Annotated in this window: 12 protein-coding genes and 1 pseudogene; 1 reads left to right on the top strand and 12 read right to left on the bottom strand. The window is 63.5% G+C overall.

The window, feature by feature from the left end:
• Positions 1-112: 112 nt before the first annotated feature.
• From VGM71_RS06475 to VGM71_RS06435, 9 genes are all read right to left on the bottom strand, one after another.
• Positions 113-1,630: a Gfo/Idh/MocA family protein gene (locus tag VGM71_RS06475; RefSeq protein WP_331543183.1), complete on the bottom strand. Its 1,518-nt coding sequence runs from the start codon at positions 1,628-1,630 to the stop codon at positions 113-115.
• A 65-nt stretch (positions 1,631-1,695) separates the two neighbouring features.
• Positions 1,696-2,472, bottom strand: coding sequence for a DUF1080 domain-containing protein (locus VGM71_RS06470; protein ID WP_331543181.1), 777 nt, complete (start codon positions 2,470-2,472; stop codon positions 1,696-1,698).
• Positions 2,473-2,492: 20 nt separating this feature from the next.
• Positions 2,493-3,398, bottom strand: a complete 906-nt coding sequence (locus tag VGM71_RS06465; protein ID WP_331543179.1) for a hydroxypyruvate isomerase family protein — start codon at positions 3,396-3,398, stop codon at positions 2,493-2,495.
• A 2-nt stretch (positions 3,399-3,400) separates the two neighbouring features.
• Entirely contained in the window at positions 3,401-4,456 is a 1,056-nt protein-coding gene (locus VGM71_RS06460) for a sugar phosphate isomerase/epimerase (RefSeq protein WP_331543177.1), read from the bottom strand.
• A 1-nt stretch (position 4,457) separates the two neighbouring features.
• Positions 4,458-5,048 (bottom strand): gluconate 2-dehydrogenase subunit 3 family protein, encoded by a 591-nt coding sequence (locus VGM71_RS06455; protein WP_331543175.1) that lies wholly within the window; start codon positions 5,046-5,048, stop codon positions 4,458-4,460.
• A gap of 11 nt (positions 5,049-5,059) precedes the next feature.
• The gene (locus VGM71_RS06450) at positions 5,060-6,751 is read right to left on the bottom strand and encodes a GMC family oxidoreductase (RefSeq protein ID WP_331543173.1); all 1,692 of its coding nucleotides are present in this window, start codon (positions 6,749-6,751) and stop codon (positions 5,060-5,062) included.
• Positions 6,752-6,761: 10 nt separating this feature from the next.
• On the bottom strand, positions 6,762-7,637 hold the full coding sequence (locus VGM71_RS06445; protein ID WP_331543172.1) for a sugar phosphate isomerase/epimerase: 876 nt from the start codon (positions 7,635-7,637) through the stop codon (positions 6,762-6,764).
• Between the two features lie 16 nt (positions 7,638-7,653).
• Entirely contained in the window at positions 7,654-8,859 is a 1,206-nt protein-coding gene (locus tag VGM71_RS06440) for a nucleoside permease (protein ID WP_331543170.1), read from the bottom strand.
• Positions 8,856-10,046, bottom strand: a complete 1,191-nt coding sequence (locus VGM71_RS06435; protein ID WP_331543168.1) for a Gfo/Idh/MocA family oxidoreductase — start codon at positions 10,044-10,046, stop codon at positions 8,856-8,858. Before VGM71_RS06435 ends, VGM71_RS06440 begins: the two co-directional genes overlap by 4 nt.
• Positions 10,047-10,326: 280 nt before the next feature.
• Here VGM71_RS06435 and VGM71_RS06430 point away from each other — a divergent pair, with 280 nt between their 5' ends.
• Complete coding sequence (locus VGM71_RS06430; protein WP_331543166.1) at positions 10,327-11,391, top strand: LacI family DNA-binding transcriptional regulator; 1,065 nt, start codon at positions 10,327-10,329, stop codon at positions 11,389-11,391.
• Between the two features lie 6 nt (positions 11,392-11,397).
• Here VGM71_RS06430 and VGM71_RS06425 read toward each other — a convergent pair whose 3' ends face one another.
• The 3 genes and pseudogenes from VGM71_RS06425 to VGM71_RS06415 form a co-directional block, all read right to left on the bottom strand.
• Positions 11,398-11,610 (bottom strand): DUF3820 family protein, encoded by a 213-nt coding sequence (locus VGM71_RS06425; protein ID WP_331543164.1) that lies wholly within the window; start codon positions 11,608-11,610, stop codon positions 11,398-11,400.
• Positions 11,611-11,707: 97 nt separating this feature from the next.
• Entirely contained in the window at positions 11,708-12,091 is a 384-nt protein-coding gene (locus VGM71_RS06420; RefSeq protein ID WP_331543162.1) for a DUF3617 domain-containing protein, read from the bottom strand.
• A gap of 160 nt (positions 12,092-12,251) precedes the next feature.
• Positions 12,252-12,500: pseudogene (locus tag VGM71_RS06415) on the bottom strand (hypothetical protein); the annotation flags it as partial.

Here is a 12,500-nt window from a genome sequence, read left to right as displayed (position 1 = left end):
CGCCCTGCGCGCGACAGGTTTTCGCGAGCGCGCCCAAGTCTTGCAGGCTTCGCGAAGAGCGGTCGCGCGCAGGGCGCGCTCCTACGAAGAGTCGCGCCGCGGCGCTCGATGCCTAGAGGTACCAGCCTTCGCGATAGTCGCGGCGCAGGAACGCGTTTGCTTCGGGGAGGTTGGTAATGCGCATGTTCTGCGCGTCGTACTCGATCCTGCCTCCCGCGCGAAGGGATACGACGCCGAGCAGCATCACCTCCGTGAGCTGCGCGGCGTATGAGAATGGCGACGAAGCTTCCGCCTTCCCCTTGCAGGCATCCACCCAGTTCATCTCGTGCGAGGTCTTGATGCGCGCGTATTTCTGCGGGGGCGTGCCCACCGAATCATGCAACGACTGCGGCAGCAGGCGCGGGTTCGCGCCGTAGGTCTCGTGGATCAGCTTGCCCTTGTCGCCGACGTAGAGTACGCCGCCATCCTTGCTCATCTGCCCGGCTCCCAGCGCCTGCAGTCCGGGCGGCAGCAACGCGCCGTCGTACCAGGTGAGCTTCACCGGGGGCCTGCTGCCGCGTGCCGGGAAGTCGTAGTACGTCATCGTCGCCAGGGGGTACGACGCGTTGTCGAACGGCGTCGAGACGGTTTCCACAGACGTCGGAAAACCCAGGTCCAGCGACCAGAACGGCGAATCGATCAGGTGCGCTCCCATGTCGCCGATGGCGCCCACGCCCCAGTCCACCCAGCCGCGCCAGTTGAAGGGGTGATACACGGGGTGGTAGTCGACGACGGGACCGGGACCAAGGAAGAGATCCCATGCCAGCCCCTCCGGCTTCGGATAGTTGCCGACCATGGCATTGGCGAGGCGATCCATCACCGCGTCCTCGCTCCAGTTCGCATCGTCCGGCTTCGGCCTGGGTTGCGGACGCGGAATGCCCTGCGGCCAGTAGACAAGCGGTCGATTCGTCCAGACGTGGACCTCGCTTACCGTACCGATCGCGCCTGCCGCAATGTATTCGTTGATCAGCCGGGCGTCGTCGGTCGAGTGTCCCTGGTTGCCCATCTGCGTGACGATCTTCGGGTTCTCCCTGGCCTTTCTGGCCATCTCGCGGGCTTCGTAAATAGACCAGGCAAGCGGCTTCTGCACGTACACGTGCTTACCAAGGCCCATCGCCGCGCTGGCGATCGTCGCATGCAAGTGGTCCGGCGTCGCGATGACGACGGCGTCGATGTCCTTCTGCTGCTCGAGCATCCGGCGGTAGTCGGTATAGCGCTTGATCGAATCGAACTTGCGGGAAAGCAGCCTGGTCTGCGCGATCTCTTCCTGCAGTTCCTGGCGCTTTGCAGGGGTTTGCGCCTTGTCGAGTCGCGCCTGTGCTTTTCCGAGCCCGGCAACCATCCCGCGAAAGGACTTCTCCGTGTAGCCCCAGTCCACGTCACACATGGCGACGATGTTCTCACCGGCCAGCGCGCGCATATTGTGCATGCCCATGCCGCCGACACCGATGCCGGCAATGTTCAATCGATCGCTGGGCGGCGTATGGCCGGGCCCGCCCAGGACGTGGCGTGGCACGATCATCAACCCTGTCGCGGCAAGGGCCGTGCCCGCGAGGAACTCCCGGCGTGTGATCTTCGATTCATCGGTCATGGGCGCTGCAAACTCCGTGGTCTAAGGCCCGCGGTATGGCTGGCCTGGATATGGGCAGTATTTGATCAGTCCAGCGGCCTCACCCAGATATTGCGGAAGCTGATGGGCTGGGAGTGGTCGCCGTGCGCCTGTAGCTTGATCGGCGCATCGGTATAGACCTTGTATTTGGGCTTGCCGATGTAGAACGTCTCACCGGCAAGTTCGGTGTGGTTCTGCACGAGCACGCCGTTATGGAACAGCGTGACGTACGCCGGCAATTTCACGGAGCCATCGGCGGCGAAGACCGGCGCCGTCCAGACGACGTCATAGCTTTGCCATTCGCCGGGGCGCCGCGCCGCGTTTACGAGGGGCGCCGCCTGCTTGTAGATGCTGGCGGCCTGCCCGTTGACGTAAGTCTTGTTCCCAAACGAATCCATGATCTGGACTTCGTAGCCCTCGTCGCCGGGTCCGGTGGAGGCAAGGAAGAGGCCGCTATTGCCGCGTCCCTGGCCTTCGCCGGTGATGTCCTTCGGCACCTGCCATTCCAGATGCAGCTGGTAGTTGCGGAAACGCTGCCGGGTCTGGATGTTGCCGGTGGTCTTGTCGACGGTGACGACGCCATCGTGCACCTTCCAGCGAGCAGGCGAGTGATCCTTCGATGCTTCCCAGGCGGCGAGATCGCGGCCATCGAAGAGCACCACGGCATCGGACGGCGGCGCATTGTCCTTTGCACCGGACGTCACGACCTTGGGGACCGGCTCCCATTGCTCCGTCGCCTTGGGATCGTCCTGCGCCGATGCGCACGACGAGCCGACGATGGCGAGAGCGAAGAGGGTGAGGGCTGTCGAGGGGAAGCGCTTCATGGGGCATTCCTTGGAAGATGTCATACGGAGCACGTCTTGAACGCTTCAGCGAACGAGTCGAAGGGATCCGGGCGCGACGGCATGAATTCATGCGCGATGAAGCCCTGGTATTTCAGGTCCGCGATGGCGGTGGCGATGGCGCGGTAGTTGAGTTCCTGCGTGCCGTCGATGTCGTGGCGACCGGGAACGCCGCCGGTATGGAAGTGGCCGATCCACTGGATGTTGTCGCGGATGGTACGGATCACATCGCCTTCCATGATCTGCATGTGATAGATGTCGTAGAGCAGCTTGACGTTGGGTGAGTTGACACCCTTGGTCACCGCCACGCCGAAGGCAGTGCGATCACCCTGATATCCGTGGTGATCCACCTTGCTGTTCAGCAATTCCAGACACAACGTGATGCCATTCTCCGCCGCGTAGGGTGCGATCTTCGAAAGCCCGGCGACGCAGTTGTCGATCGCCCGTTGGTCGTCGATGCCGGCCTTGCGGTTGCCGAACATGGTGATCACATTGGTCACGCCTGCTCGCTTCGCGAGCGGGATCGTAGTCTCGATTTCCTTGATCAGCGTGGCGTGGTTCGCCGGATCGTTAAAGCCCATTTCGATGAAGTTGTCCCGTTTAGCGGGATACCCCATCGACACTGCCATTCCGTTGTCCGTCACCACCGACCATTCGTCCGCGTAGAGCAGATCGACTCCGACGAAGCCGATGGCCTTCAAGCGCTTGCACAGCTCGGGAAGCGGCGCCTTGGACGTCCAGCGGCTCAGCGACTGCTTGAGCCGGCCACCGGAAGCCGGCGGAGCGGTGGTTTTTCCGGCGACGGTTGCGGTGGAAACGAGCAGTGGCGCCGCTCCCGCCACCGCCGCGGCCGCGGCAAGGCGGCCCAGCGCGGTACGGCGGCCGATGTCGGTCGTGTCGTCAGGCATGCTCATTCGAGCCCCAGGATCTGGCGGTTGAACGTACGGTCGCTGCCCGTCGAAGCGAAGTCGTCGAAGGCGCGATCGGTGACCTTGATGATGTGGTCGCGGATGAAGGGTGCACCTTCCATCGCGCCCTGCTGCGCATCCTTGATACAGCACTCCCATTCGAGCACCGCCCAGCCCGGATAGTCGTATTGCGCGAGCTTGCTGAAGATCGCGCGAAAATCTATCTGCCCGTCGCCAAGGGAACGGAAGCGCCCGGGGCGGTCGATCCAGTCCTGGTAGCCGCCGTAGACGCCCGAGCGCCCGTTGGGCCGGAACTCGGCGTCCTTCACGTGGAAGGCGCGAATGCGCTCGTGGTAGTTGTCGATGAACTGCAGATAGTCCATCTGCTGCAGGACCATGTGGCTTGGATCGAAGAGGATGTTGGCGCGCGGATGGTGGTCGACCGCGTCGAGGAATCGCTCGAAGGTGACACCGTCGTGCAGATCCTCACTGGGATGAAGTTCATAGCAGACGTCGACATCCGCCTCGTCGAAGGCGTCGAGAATCGGACGCCAACGCTTGCCCAGTTCCGCGAAGGCTTCTTCGACGAGCCCGGCCGGGCGCTGCGGCCATGGATAGAACAGGTGCCAGGCCAGCGCGCCGGAGAAGGTGGCGTGTGCCGTCAGGCCAAGGTTCCTGCTTGCCGTGGCCGCAAGCTTGAGCTGCTGTACCGCCCACTCCTGGCGCTGCGGCGCGTGTCCGCGCAGCGCCGGGGGAGCGAAGCCGTCGAACAGGCGATCGTACGCGGGATGCGACGCCACCAGTTGCCCTTGCAGGTGCGTGGACAACTCGGTAACCACCAGGCCGTGCCCCGCGAGCATGCCCACGATGTCGTCGCAGTACGTCTTGCTCGTCGCCGCCTGCTCGAGGTCGAACAGACGAGGGTCGTTAGACGGGATCTGCACGCCGATGAAACCGAGCGACGATGCCCAGCGGGCGATGTCGGGCAGCGTGTTGAACGGTGCCTCGTCCGATGCGTACTGGGCGAGGAAAATGCCTGGGCCCTTGAGTGTCTTCATGTCAGATCTTCAGTTCGGTCTCAACGGCCCAGGCCCTGCCGTTGCCCGCTTCGGACAAAGGGATGTCGCCTTTCCAGGCGCCGGGAACGGAGGCGTACTGGAGCACCTGCGTGCAACCCGGCTCCGACAGGAAGAAACCCAGCATCGCGAGCTTCTTGCTCATCAGCACGAAGTCGGCCGCCGGGGCCAGCTCGCCACCCGGGGGCACCGCCAACGCGTCGGCATGCAGCCTGGTCACCAGCGCCTTGCGACTGGCGTCGTCGAGCTGGAGGAAGGGCTTGCCGCCCGCCTTGTCGAAGGCAGCCATGGCGGTGAGGTAACGTGTCTGGTCAGCCTTGGTATAGACGGCCGTGAACATCTGGTCGATGAACAACGGCACGCCCGCGTCCACTGCTCCCGGGGTATCGGTGCGCGGAATCACGATGTCCGACACGGCGCCGACCATGCTGTACTGCGCCGGCTTGAAGAACTGTGGCTTCGCATCCGGCTTCAGTGCCGCGGCGTGCGCGTCGAACACCGCCAGTAACGACGGTCCGGCGACGGCGCCGACGGCCAGCACGGACATGCTTTTCAACCATTCGCGACGATTCATGACTTCGATCCTCAGATATTGCCGCGCTTGAGTTCTTCCACGGCGTGCTTGGCCGCGCGTGCGGTCAACGCCATGTACGTGAGGGACGGGTTCTGGCAGGCAGACGAGGCCATGGCCGAACCGTCCGTCACGTAGACGTTCTTGCAGGCGTGCATCTGGTTCCAGCCGTTGAGCACCGAGGTCTTCGGATCGCGGCCCATGCGCGCGGTGCCCATTTCATGAATGCCGGCGCCGACGTTGGCCTTCATCGAAAACGAACCCACGTCGCGATAACCCGCGGCGGCCAGCATCTCCATCGCATCGTCGACGATGGCCTTGGTAAGCATGAGCTCGTTTTCCTGGTGCGCGGCATCGAAGTTGAGGATGGGTAGGCCGTACTTGTCCTTGTGGTTGTGGTCGAGGGTCACGAAGTTCTTGTGGGAAGGCAGCATTTCGCCAAAACCCATCATCGAGACATACCAGGGACCGGGAGCCTGGGCGGCACGCTTGAGGTCTTCGCCCAGCACCTGCTGATCGACGAGGCGGGTCCAGTCCTGGCGTCCCGCGCCACCCTGGAAGCCAAAGCCACGCAGGTACTTCTGCCTGTCGGTACCAACGTTGCGGTAGCGGGGAATATAGAAGCCGTTTGGGCGCCGGCCGGAGTAATAGCGGTCCTCATGGCCGTCGACCATGGCGCGCGCGCCGTTGCCGAAGATGTGGTCCATGATGTTGTGGCCGAGCTCGCCGCTGTCGTTGCCGAAGCCGTTGGGGAACCGGCTCGAGGTCGAGTTCATCAGAATGTGCGCGGTGCCGAAGGTCGACGCGTTCATGAAGATCACGCGGGCGAAGTATTCGGTCTGGTGGCCAGTCTCTGCATCCAGCACGCGCACGCCGGTGGCTTTGCCTTTGTCGTTGTCGTAGATCAGCTCGTAGACGATGGCGTTGGTCACCATCGTCATGTTGCCGGTGCGCTCGGCGGAAGGCAGGGTGGACGAGTTGCTGCTGAAGTAACCGCCGAACGGACAGCCGCGCATGCACAGGTTGCGATACTGGCAGGTACCGCGCTGCGGGCTCTGGTCGTGTTTCAGCGGCGCGGAGAGGTTGGCGGTGCGGCCGATGATGAGCTTGCGGTTGAACTTGCTATCCAGCTTGCCCTGGAAATCCTTCTCGACGCAGTTGAGGTCCATCGGCGGCAGGAAATCGCCGTCGGGCAGTTGCGCGAGATGGTCGGTGTTGCCGCTGACGCCTATGAAATGCTCCACATAGTCGTACCAGGGAGCGAGGTCTTCATAGCGGATCGGCCAATCTACGCCCACGCCTTCCTTGCCGTTCGCCTCCAGGTCCATCTGGCTGAAGCGATAGCTCTGCCGGCCCCACATCAGCGAACGTCCGCCGACGTGGTAGCCGCGAAACCAGTCGAACGGCTTCGTTTCCTCGTACGGATTGTCGATGTCGTCGGCGAACCAGTGCTTGGTGGACTGGGTGATGCCGTAGAACGATGGGCGCGTGTGCTTCGGCCAGCGGGCGATGTCTTCCTGCGTCGGCTCGTCGCCGTACGGCAGCTCCCACGGTGCCTTCATGGCCGTGGGGTAGTCGAGATGCTTGACCATCGGGCCACGGTCGAGCACGAGCGTCTTCAGGCCCTTCTCGGTGAGCTCCTTGGCGGCCCAGCCACCGCTGACGCCGGTACCGACGACGATGGCGTCGAATGTGTTCTTTTCCATGCCTTCCTCTTCAGCGCAACGGGCGCAGGTAGTCGTAATCGACGCGCGCCGCTTCGAGCGCGCTCATGCGGGCGTACGGACCCTCCTGTTCGACGAAGCAGTGCTTCAGTCCGGAGGTATCGGCTGCCGCCATGATCGGTTTGTAGTCGAGCCTGCCGCGGCCAAGTTCTGCACCCGGATAATCCTTCTGCTCGCCGCGCAGGAAGTCCTTCGCGTGCATCAGCGGGATGCGCCCAGGGTTGGCCTTGAAGTAGTCGGCCGGATTCTTTCCGCCCGCGGCGACCCAGCCGCAGTCGAGCTCGAACTGCACGAGTTTTTTGTCCGTTTCCTTCAGCAGCACGTCGTAGAACACCTGCCCGCCGCCCACATCGGTGAACTCGTCATGGTGGTTGTGATACGCGTACTGGAGACCGGCCTTGGCGGCCTTCTCGCCGAGACGGTTCGCATATTCGGCTGTGCGCTTCGCGTCGTCGAGCGTGTAGGTCGGCCCTCCCGACTTGTTCGCTTCCTTCTGCATGATCTCCGGCAGCATGCTGCTGACGATGTACTTCGCGCCCAGCGTATGCGCGGCTTCGATGCCGGCCTCGAAACCGAGGCTGTCGAAGTGCATGCTCGGACAGCCGAGGCCGGCTTCCTTCAGCTGGTCGCGCAAGGTCCCGGCCGTGCTGGTGATGATCGCCTCGATCTCGGTGTAGCCAATCGATTTCAGGGTCTTGAGCGTACCGATGGGGTCGTTCTTATAGGCATCCAGCACCATGTAGAGCTGGATACCCAGTCCCTTGCCCGCCGGCGCGGCGGCAAGGAGTCTTCCCGACATACCGAGGCCGAGCCCCAGCGCCGTACCACACAGCGCGGAACGCGCGAGGAACTGCCTTCGAGTCATCATGAGAGGTTCTCCCGGATCAGTGGATGCCGACGACGGCAGCGTTTGCCGTGGCCTTGCGATCCTTGAAGAGCAAGACGAAGAGCGCGAAGACGAAGGCGGCGAAGGTACCGGCGATGATCCAGATGGCGTGCCAGTCATGCGTTCCGTCGCCTCGCGTATACGTTTGGACCACCACGCCGGACAGCCACGAACCGACGAACATGCCAAGGCCATAAGTCAGGAAGGTGATGAGCCCCTGCGTTGCCGCGCGCAGCGCGTGCGGGGCTTCGCGGTCGATGTAAATCTGGCCCACCACGAAGAAAAAATCGAAGCAGACGCCGTGAAGGATGATGCCGAGCCACAGCATCCACATCAGCTCCCCGGTGCCGCCAAAGGCGAACAAGCCATAACGCACCACCCAGGCAAGCATGCCGACCGCGAGCATCCACTTCACGCCCAGACGCCGGAAGAACCACGGAATGAGGAGCATGAAAAACAGCTCCGACATCTGCCCGCCGGTCATCTTGCCGGCAGCGTTGACCACGCCGGCCTCGTTGAGGAACAGGTTGGTGAAGGCGTAGTAGAACTGCAGCGGGATACAGATCAGGAATGAGGCGAGGGCGAACACCGCCATCGAGCGCTCACGGAGCAGGTGCAGCGATTCGAGCGGCAGCGCATGGCGAAGTTCGAAGCGCGTGTTGCGCGCCAGCGGTGGCGTCGGGGGCAGGGTGAAGCAGTAGCCCGCCATCACGACCGACAGTCCGGCCGCCAGGAGAAGAGGAGATGCCGTGGCTTCCACGCCCCACGCGCCGACGACAAGGCCCACGACGATCCAGCCGATGCTGCCGAACACCCGGATGGCGCCGAATTCTTCCTGCGGATCCTTGATGTGCCGCATGGCGAGCGAGGCGGTGAGGGCCAGGGTCGGCATGTAACAGAGGCTGTAGGCCAGCAGGGGAGCGTAGACCAGCGCGAAGGTGGTCTGCTGCGCGGCAATCGCGAGCAACACCGCGCCGAGGAGGTGCAACAGGGTGAGCACCCGGCGCGTGTCGAAGAGGCGGTCGGCGAGCAGCCCCACGAACAGCGGCGAAATAATCGCGCCAACGGCGGTGGTGCCCGCGACGGCGCCGATTTCCGTACCGGTGAAATGCAGCGTCTTGCCGAGCCAGGTACCGACCGTGACGTACCACGCGCCCCAGATCCCGAACTCGAACAGCATCATCACTCTAAGGCGCCACTTCATCCGCGTTTCCTCATTGTCCGTGTGGGTTCGAGAGGGTCTTCGACCGGTTGCCACAGGCCCCCGGCGGCATGGCTCCTGAGCATCGCGTCCACCAGGAGGCTGTTGCGGTAGCCGTCGGCGAACGTGGGCAGTGCGATGGGCTTCGCTTCCGGCCTGGCACCGCGGCGGATCCACGCGTAGGCATCGGAGATCACGTTGCGGAAGGCATCCGCCCAGGCTTCGGGATGACCCGCGGGCAGGTGCGCATAACCCCGGGCGGAGGGATCAAGGAGCGCGGGATCGCGCGTGAGCACCGTGTTCGCCTTCGCGTGATGCCCGATCCAGAGTTCGTTGGGCTGTTCCTGACGCCACGCCAGCGAACCTTCGCGCCCGTTGACCTCCAGGCGGAGATCGTTCTTGTGGCCGGGAAGTACCTGGCCGACGGTGACGCAACCGCGTGCACCGTTGTCGAAGCGAAGCAGCACGCTGGCAAGGTCTTCGCTGGTGATCCTGCGTCGCTTCCCGGCGGTCTTCGCCGCGCCCGCGAAAGCCTTCGCCGAGGCGTCCGGGACTTCACGCACGGGTACCACCGTGTGCAGGTCGGCCAGCACGGCGGCGATACGCGCGCCCGTCACGTGCTCGGCCAGGTCGCACCAGTGCGAGCCGATATCCCCGAGCGCGGAACTGGCGCCGCCCCGCTTGGGATCGAGGCGCCACGTATAGGCGCGCTCATCGGTGAGCCAGTCCTGCAGGTAGCAACCGTGCACGAACACGCTCTGTCCGAGCTTGCCCTTGGCGATCATCGCGCGTGCCTGCTGTACGAGCGGGTAGCCGCGGTAGTTGAAGGTGACCACATGGGCGAGGCTTGCGGCGCGCGCGGCTTCGTAAAGCTCCCGCGCCTCCTGCACCGTGGGGGCCAGGGGCTTGTCGGAGATCACATGCTTGCCGGCGCGCAGCGCTGCCAGCGAAACCTCGCGGTGCAGATGATTCGGCGTGGTGTTGTGCACCACGTGCACGGCGGGATCGGCCAACAGTTCGCGGTATCCCGCATAAGCCTGCCCGGCGCTTAGCTCGCGTGCCCGCTTTTTCGCGGATTCGAGGCTGGACCCGGCGATGCCGACCACCTCCACGTTGCCCAGACGCCGCACGGCATCGAGATGATGCGCAGCGATGAAGCCCGGGCCGACGAGGCCCATGCCGAGTTTCATCGGGCGGTTGTCCTGGCGCGGGTCGATATCGACTGGCTTGCCATGCTTTCCCCTTGACGGCCCCACCGCCGCCCAAATGTATTCGATTACATCCGCGTTGGCATGTCGAACCGAAGCCCTTCGCCTGCGTGGAGTCGTGATTTCCCCGGCGGTCTGATGGTAGAGCGCCCTGAACATGCAAAGATATGTATCAGATGGGTGAAGAAGCCTGCAACGGTTTTATGTAATCCATTACATTGCGATGCAGCATATTGTCGGACAAGTAGGGGTTGGGACGCGCGTGAGTGCAAAGGAAACAAGCCGGAAGCGGCAAGGCGACAAGGGCCAAGGCGTCGATGTTGCGCCGCAGCCCGCTCGCGTGCGCACGGTGAAGGAAATCGCCGCCATCGCAAAGGTTTCAGTGGCAACCGTGTCGCGTGCGCTGCAACGCCCGGAAATCGTCAGCGAGGAAACGCGTCGGCGCATCCACGAGGTCGTCAAGCGTCTCGGCTATACGCCCAACGCGCTTGCGCGCAATCTGCGGACGGCGCGTACACGGCTGATTGTCGCTCTGCTTCCCGACATCACCAATCCCTTCTTCTCGGAAGTGATCCGAGGGATCGAGCAGGTCGCGTATGAAAATGGGTACTCCGTGCTTCTAGGCGAAACGCAGAGCAATCTCGTGCGCGAACAGGCCTATGCCGACATGGTCGCAGCCCGGCAGGCCGATGGCATCATCACCATGTTCCATCGCGTGCCGGCGATTCCCATCGATGGCCGCTTGCCGCTCGTCAACGCCTGCGAATACGTCAAGGACAGCGCCATCTCGAGCGTCTATGTCGATAATGTCGCGGCGGCGTCCGCAGCTGTCGATTACCTCGTGACCCTGGGACACCGCGACATCGCCTTCATCGCAGGTCCCTCATTGAGCCCGATCTGCGTCGACCGCGAGCAGGGTTACCACCTCGCCTTACAGCGAGCGAACATCGCCGCCAACCCTGCCCTTACCGCCGCCGGGGATTTCTCTATCGAAGCCGGCGAACGAGCGGTCGAGTTGTTCCTTTCGCAAGGCCAGTCCTTCAGCGCGGTCTTCTGCTCCAACGACGAAATGGCGATCGGCGCGATGCGCGCCCTGGTCTCCCGTGGACTGCGCATCCCGGAAGACGTCTCCGTCGTCGGCTTCGACGACATCCGCTTCTCCCGCTACACCTCGCCACCGCTGACCACCATCTCCCAGCCGAAAAACGCGCTGGGGCGCGAAGCCATGACGATGCTGATCGAGATACTCAACGACCCGGAGGTGCCGCCGCGCAAGCGGGTGTTGTCCGCTGAGCTGGTGGTGCGGGGGTCGACCGGGCCTCGGTAGGCCTGCTCATCGTTGACGTAAGGGGTCGAGCAGGGACTTCAGGCCGTTGTGATCGAGTTCGAGCGCCAGGGCGAGCAAGGTGCCGAGGTTGCCCGTGGGGAAACCCTTTCGCGCGTACCAGGCGAGATACGCGCCGGGAAGGTCGGCAATGAGACGGCCCTTGTACTTTCCGTAGGGCATCGCGACCGTTACCAGTCGTTGTAGGTCTTCGGGTTTCAATTGCGCGGTCCCACATAGTCTGGCCGTCGCCATCCGCATAATTAGGCCATTGTGCCAGATGACCTTGGATTCTGGCGTTGCGGCTGCCGCCGCCGCGTTAATCTTGCGGACTGGTGCAGGCGGCGTAACGGTTACCCTCCACCTGCGTAACCTCGCCGCGGCCTTCGGCCGTGACGCTGCCTGTGTAGTGCTTGGCGCTGTCGAAATCTACATGCGCCGAAGCCGGCGGGGTCCCGTTGCAGGTGAGCTTCCACGCCAGCGAGGTACTGCGGCGTTGCCGGTCCGTGGCAGTGCACTCGCCCTCCGCCGGCGTCCACGCGGCGAACGTGGTCCAGGGATCGGCACCTTCATCCACGCAATGCCAATGCACTTCCGGCGCGCCTGCCTTGCCGTTGGCCACGTGCCGCACCAGGATCTTCCACAGCCCGGGCATGGCGCCGAAGTCACCGGGATCGGCGTGGACAGGTGTGGTCGCAGTCATGGCAAATGCACACGCAGCGGCACCGGCCAGCTGGGTCAGAGTCATTGCTCTGACCCCCAATCTGCGTAGGGAAAGCTTCATCATCATCTGACTCCTTGCAAACACGGAAAACCCTGTCCGCTTTCGCGGACAGGGTCGGTATCGAGCGAACCGTAAGCGATCAGTCAACGATCGCGGTGGTGTCGCTGACGTCCTTCCTGGTGAAGTTGAACATGTCCATGAGGTTGCCGATGGCCGGCGCGTTCACCGGTACATACGGATTCTCCCGGAACGACACCGGGTTAGGCAGGTTGTCGCGGCTGCGGGCGGAGATCTGGTCCTTCAGGTTCCAGTTGGCCTCGACGAATTTGTCGAACGAGACATGGTCGTAGTACGTGTGCACGACCTTGCCGCCGAGGGAGTACTTCGA

The organism is Luteibacter sp. (genome assembly GCF_036499525.1).
In the GTDB taxonomy this organism is placed as follows: domain Bacteria; phylum Pseudomonadota; class Gammaproteobacteria; order Xanthomonadales; family Rhodanobacteraceae; genus Luteibacter.
The sequence above is the reverse complement of the archived record's forward strand: the minus strand, read 5'-3'. Positions and strand labels throughout refer to the sequence as shown.

Excerpts from the sequence above, each read along its gene's own strand:
- VGM71_RS06475 (WP_331543183.1), bottom strand. The coding sequence starts at position 1,630 with ATGACCGATGAATCGAAGATCACACGCCGGGAGTTCCTCGCGGGCACG.
- VGM71_RS06470 (WP_331543181.1), bottom strand. The coding sequence starts at position 2,472 with ATGAAGCGCTTCCCCTCGACAGCCCTCACCCTCTTCGCTCTCGCCATC.
- VGM71_RS06465 (WP_331543179.1), bottom strand. The coding sequence starts at position 3,398 with ATGCCTGACGACACGACCGACATCGGCCGCCGTACCGCGCTGGGCCGC.
- VGM71_RS06460 (WP_331543177.1), bottom strand. The coding sequence starts at position 4,456 with ATGAAGACACTCAAGGGCCCAGGCATTTTCCTCGCCCAGTACGCATCG.
- VGM71_RS06455 (WP_331543175.1), bottom strand. The coding sequence starts at position 5,048 with ATGAATCGTCGCGAATGGTTGAAAAGCATGTCCGTGCTGGCCGTCGGC.
- VGM71_RS06450 (WP_331543173.1), bottom strand. The coding sequence starts at position 6,751 with ATGGAAAAGAACACATTCGACGCCATCGTCGTCGGTACCGGCGTCAGC.
- VGM71_RS06445 (WP_331543172.1), bottom strand. The coding sequence starts at position 7,637 with ATGATGACTCGAAGGCAGTTCCTCGCGCGTTCCGCGCTGTGTGGTACG.
- VGM71_RS06440 (WP_331543170.1), bottom strand. The coding sequence starts at position 8,859 with ATGAAGTGGCGCCTTAGAGTGATGATGCTGTTCGAGTTCGGGATCTGG.
- VGM71_RS06435 (WP_331543168.1), bottom strand. The coding sequence starts at position 10,046 with ATGAAACTCGGCATGGGCCTCGTCGGCCCGGGCTTCATCGCTGCGCAT.
- VGM71_RS06420 (WP_331543162.1), bottom strand. The coding sequence starts at position 12,091 with ATGACTGCGACCACACCTGTCCACGCCGATCCCGGTGACTTCGGCGCC.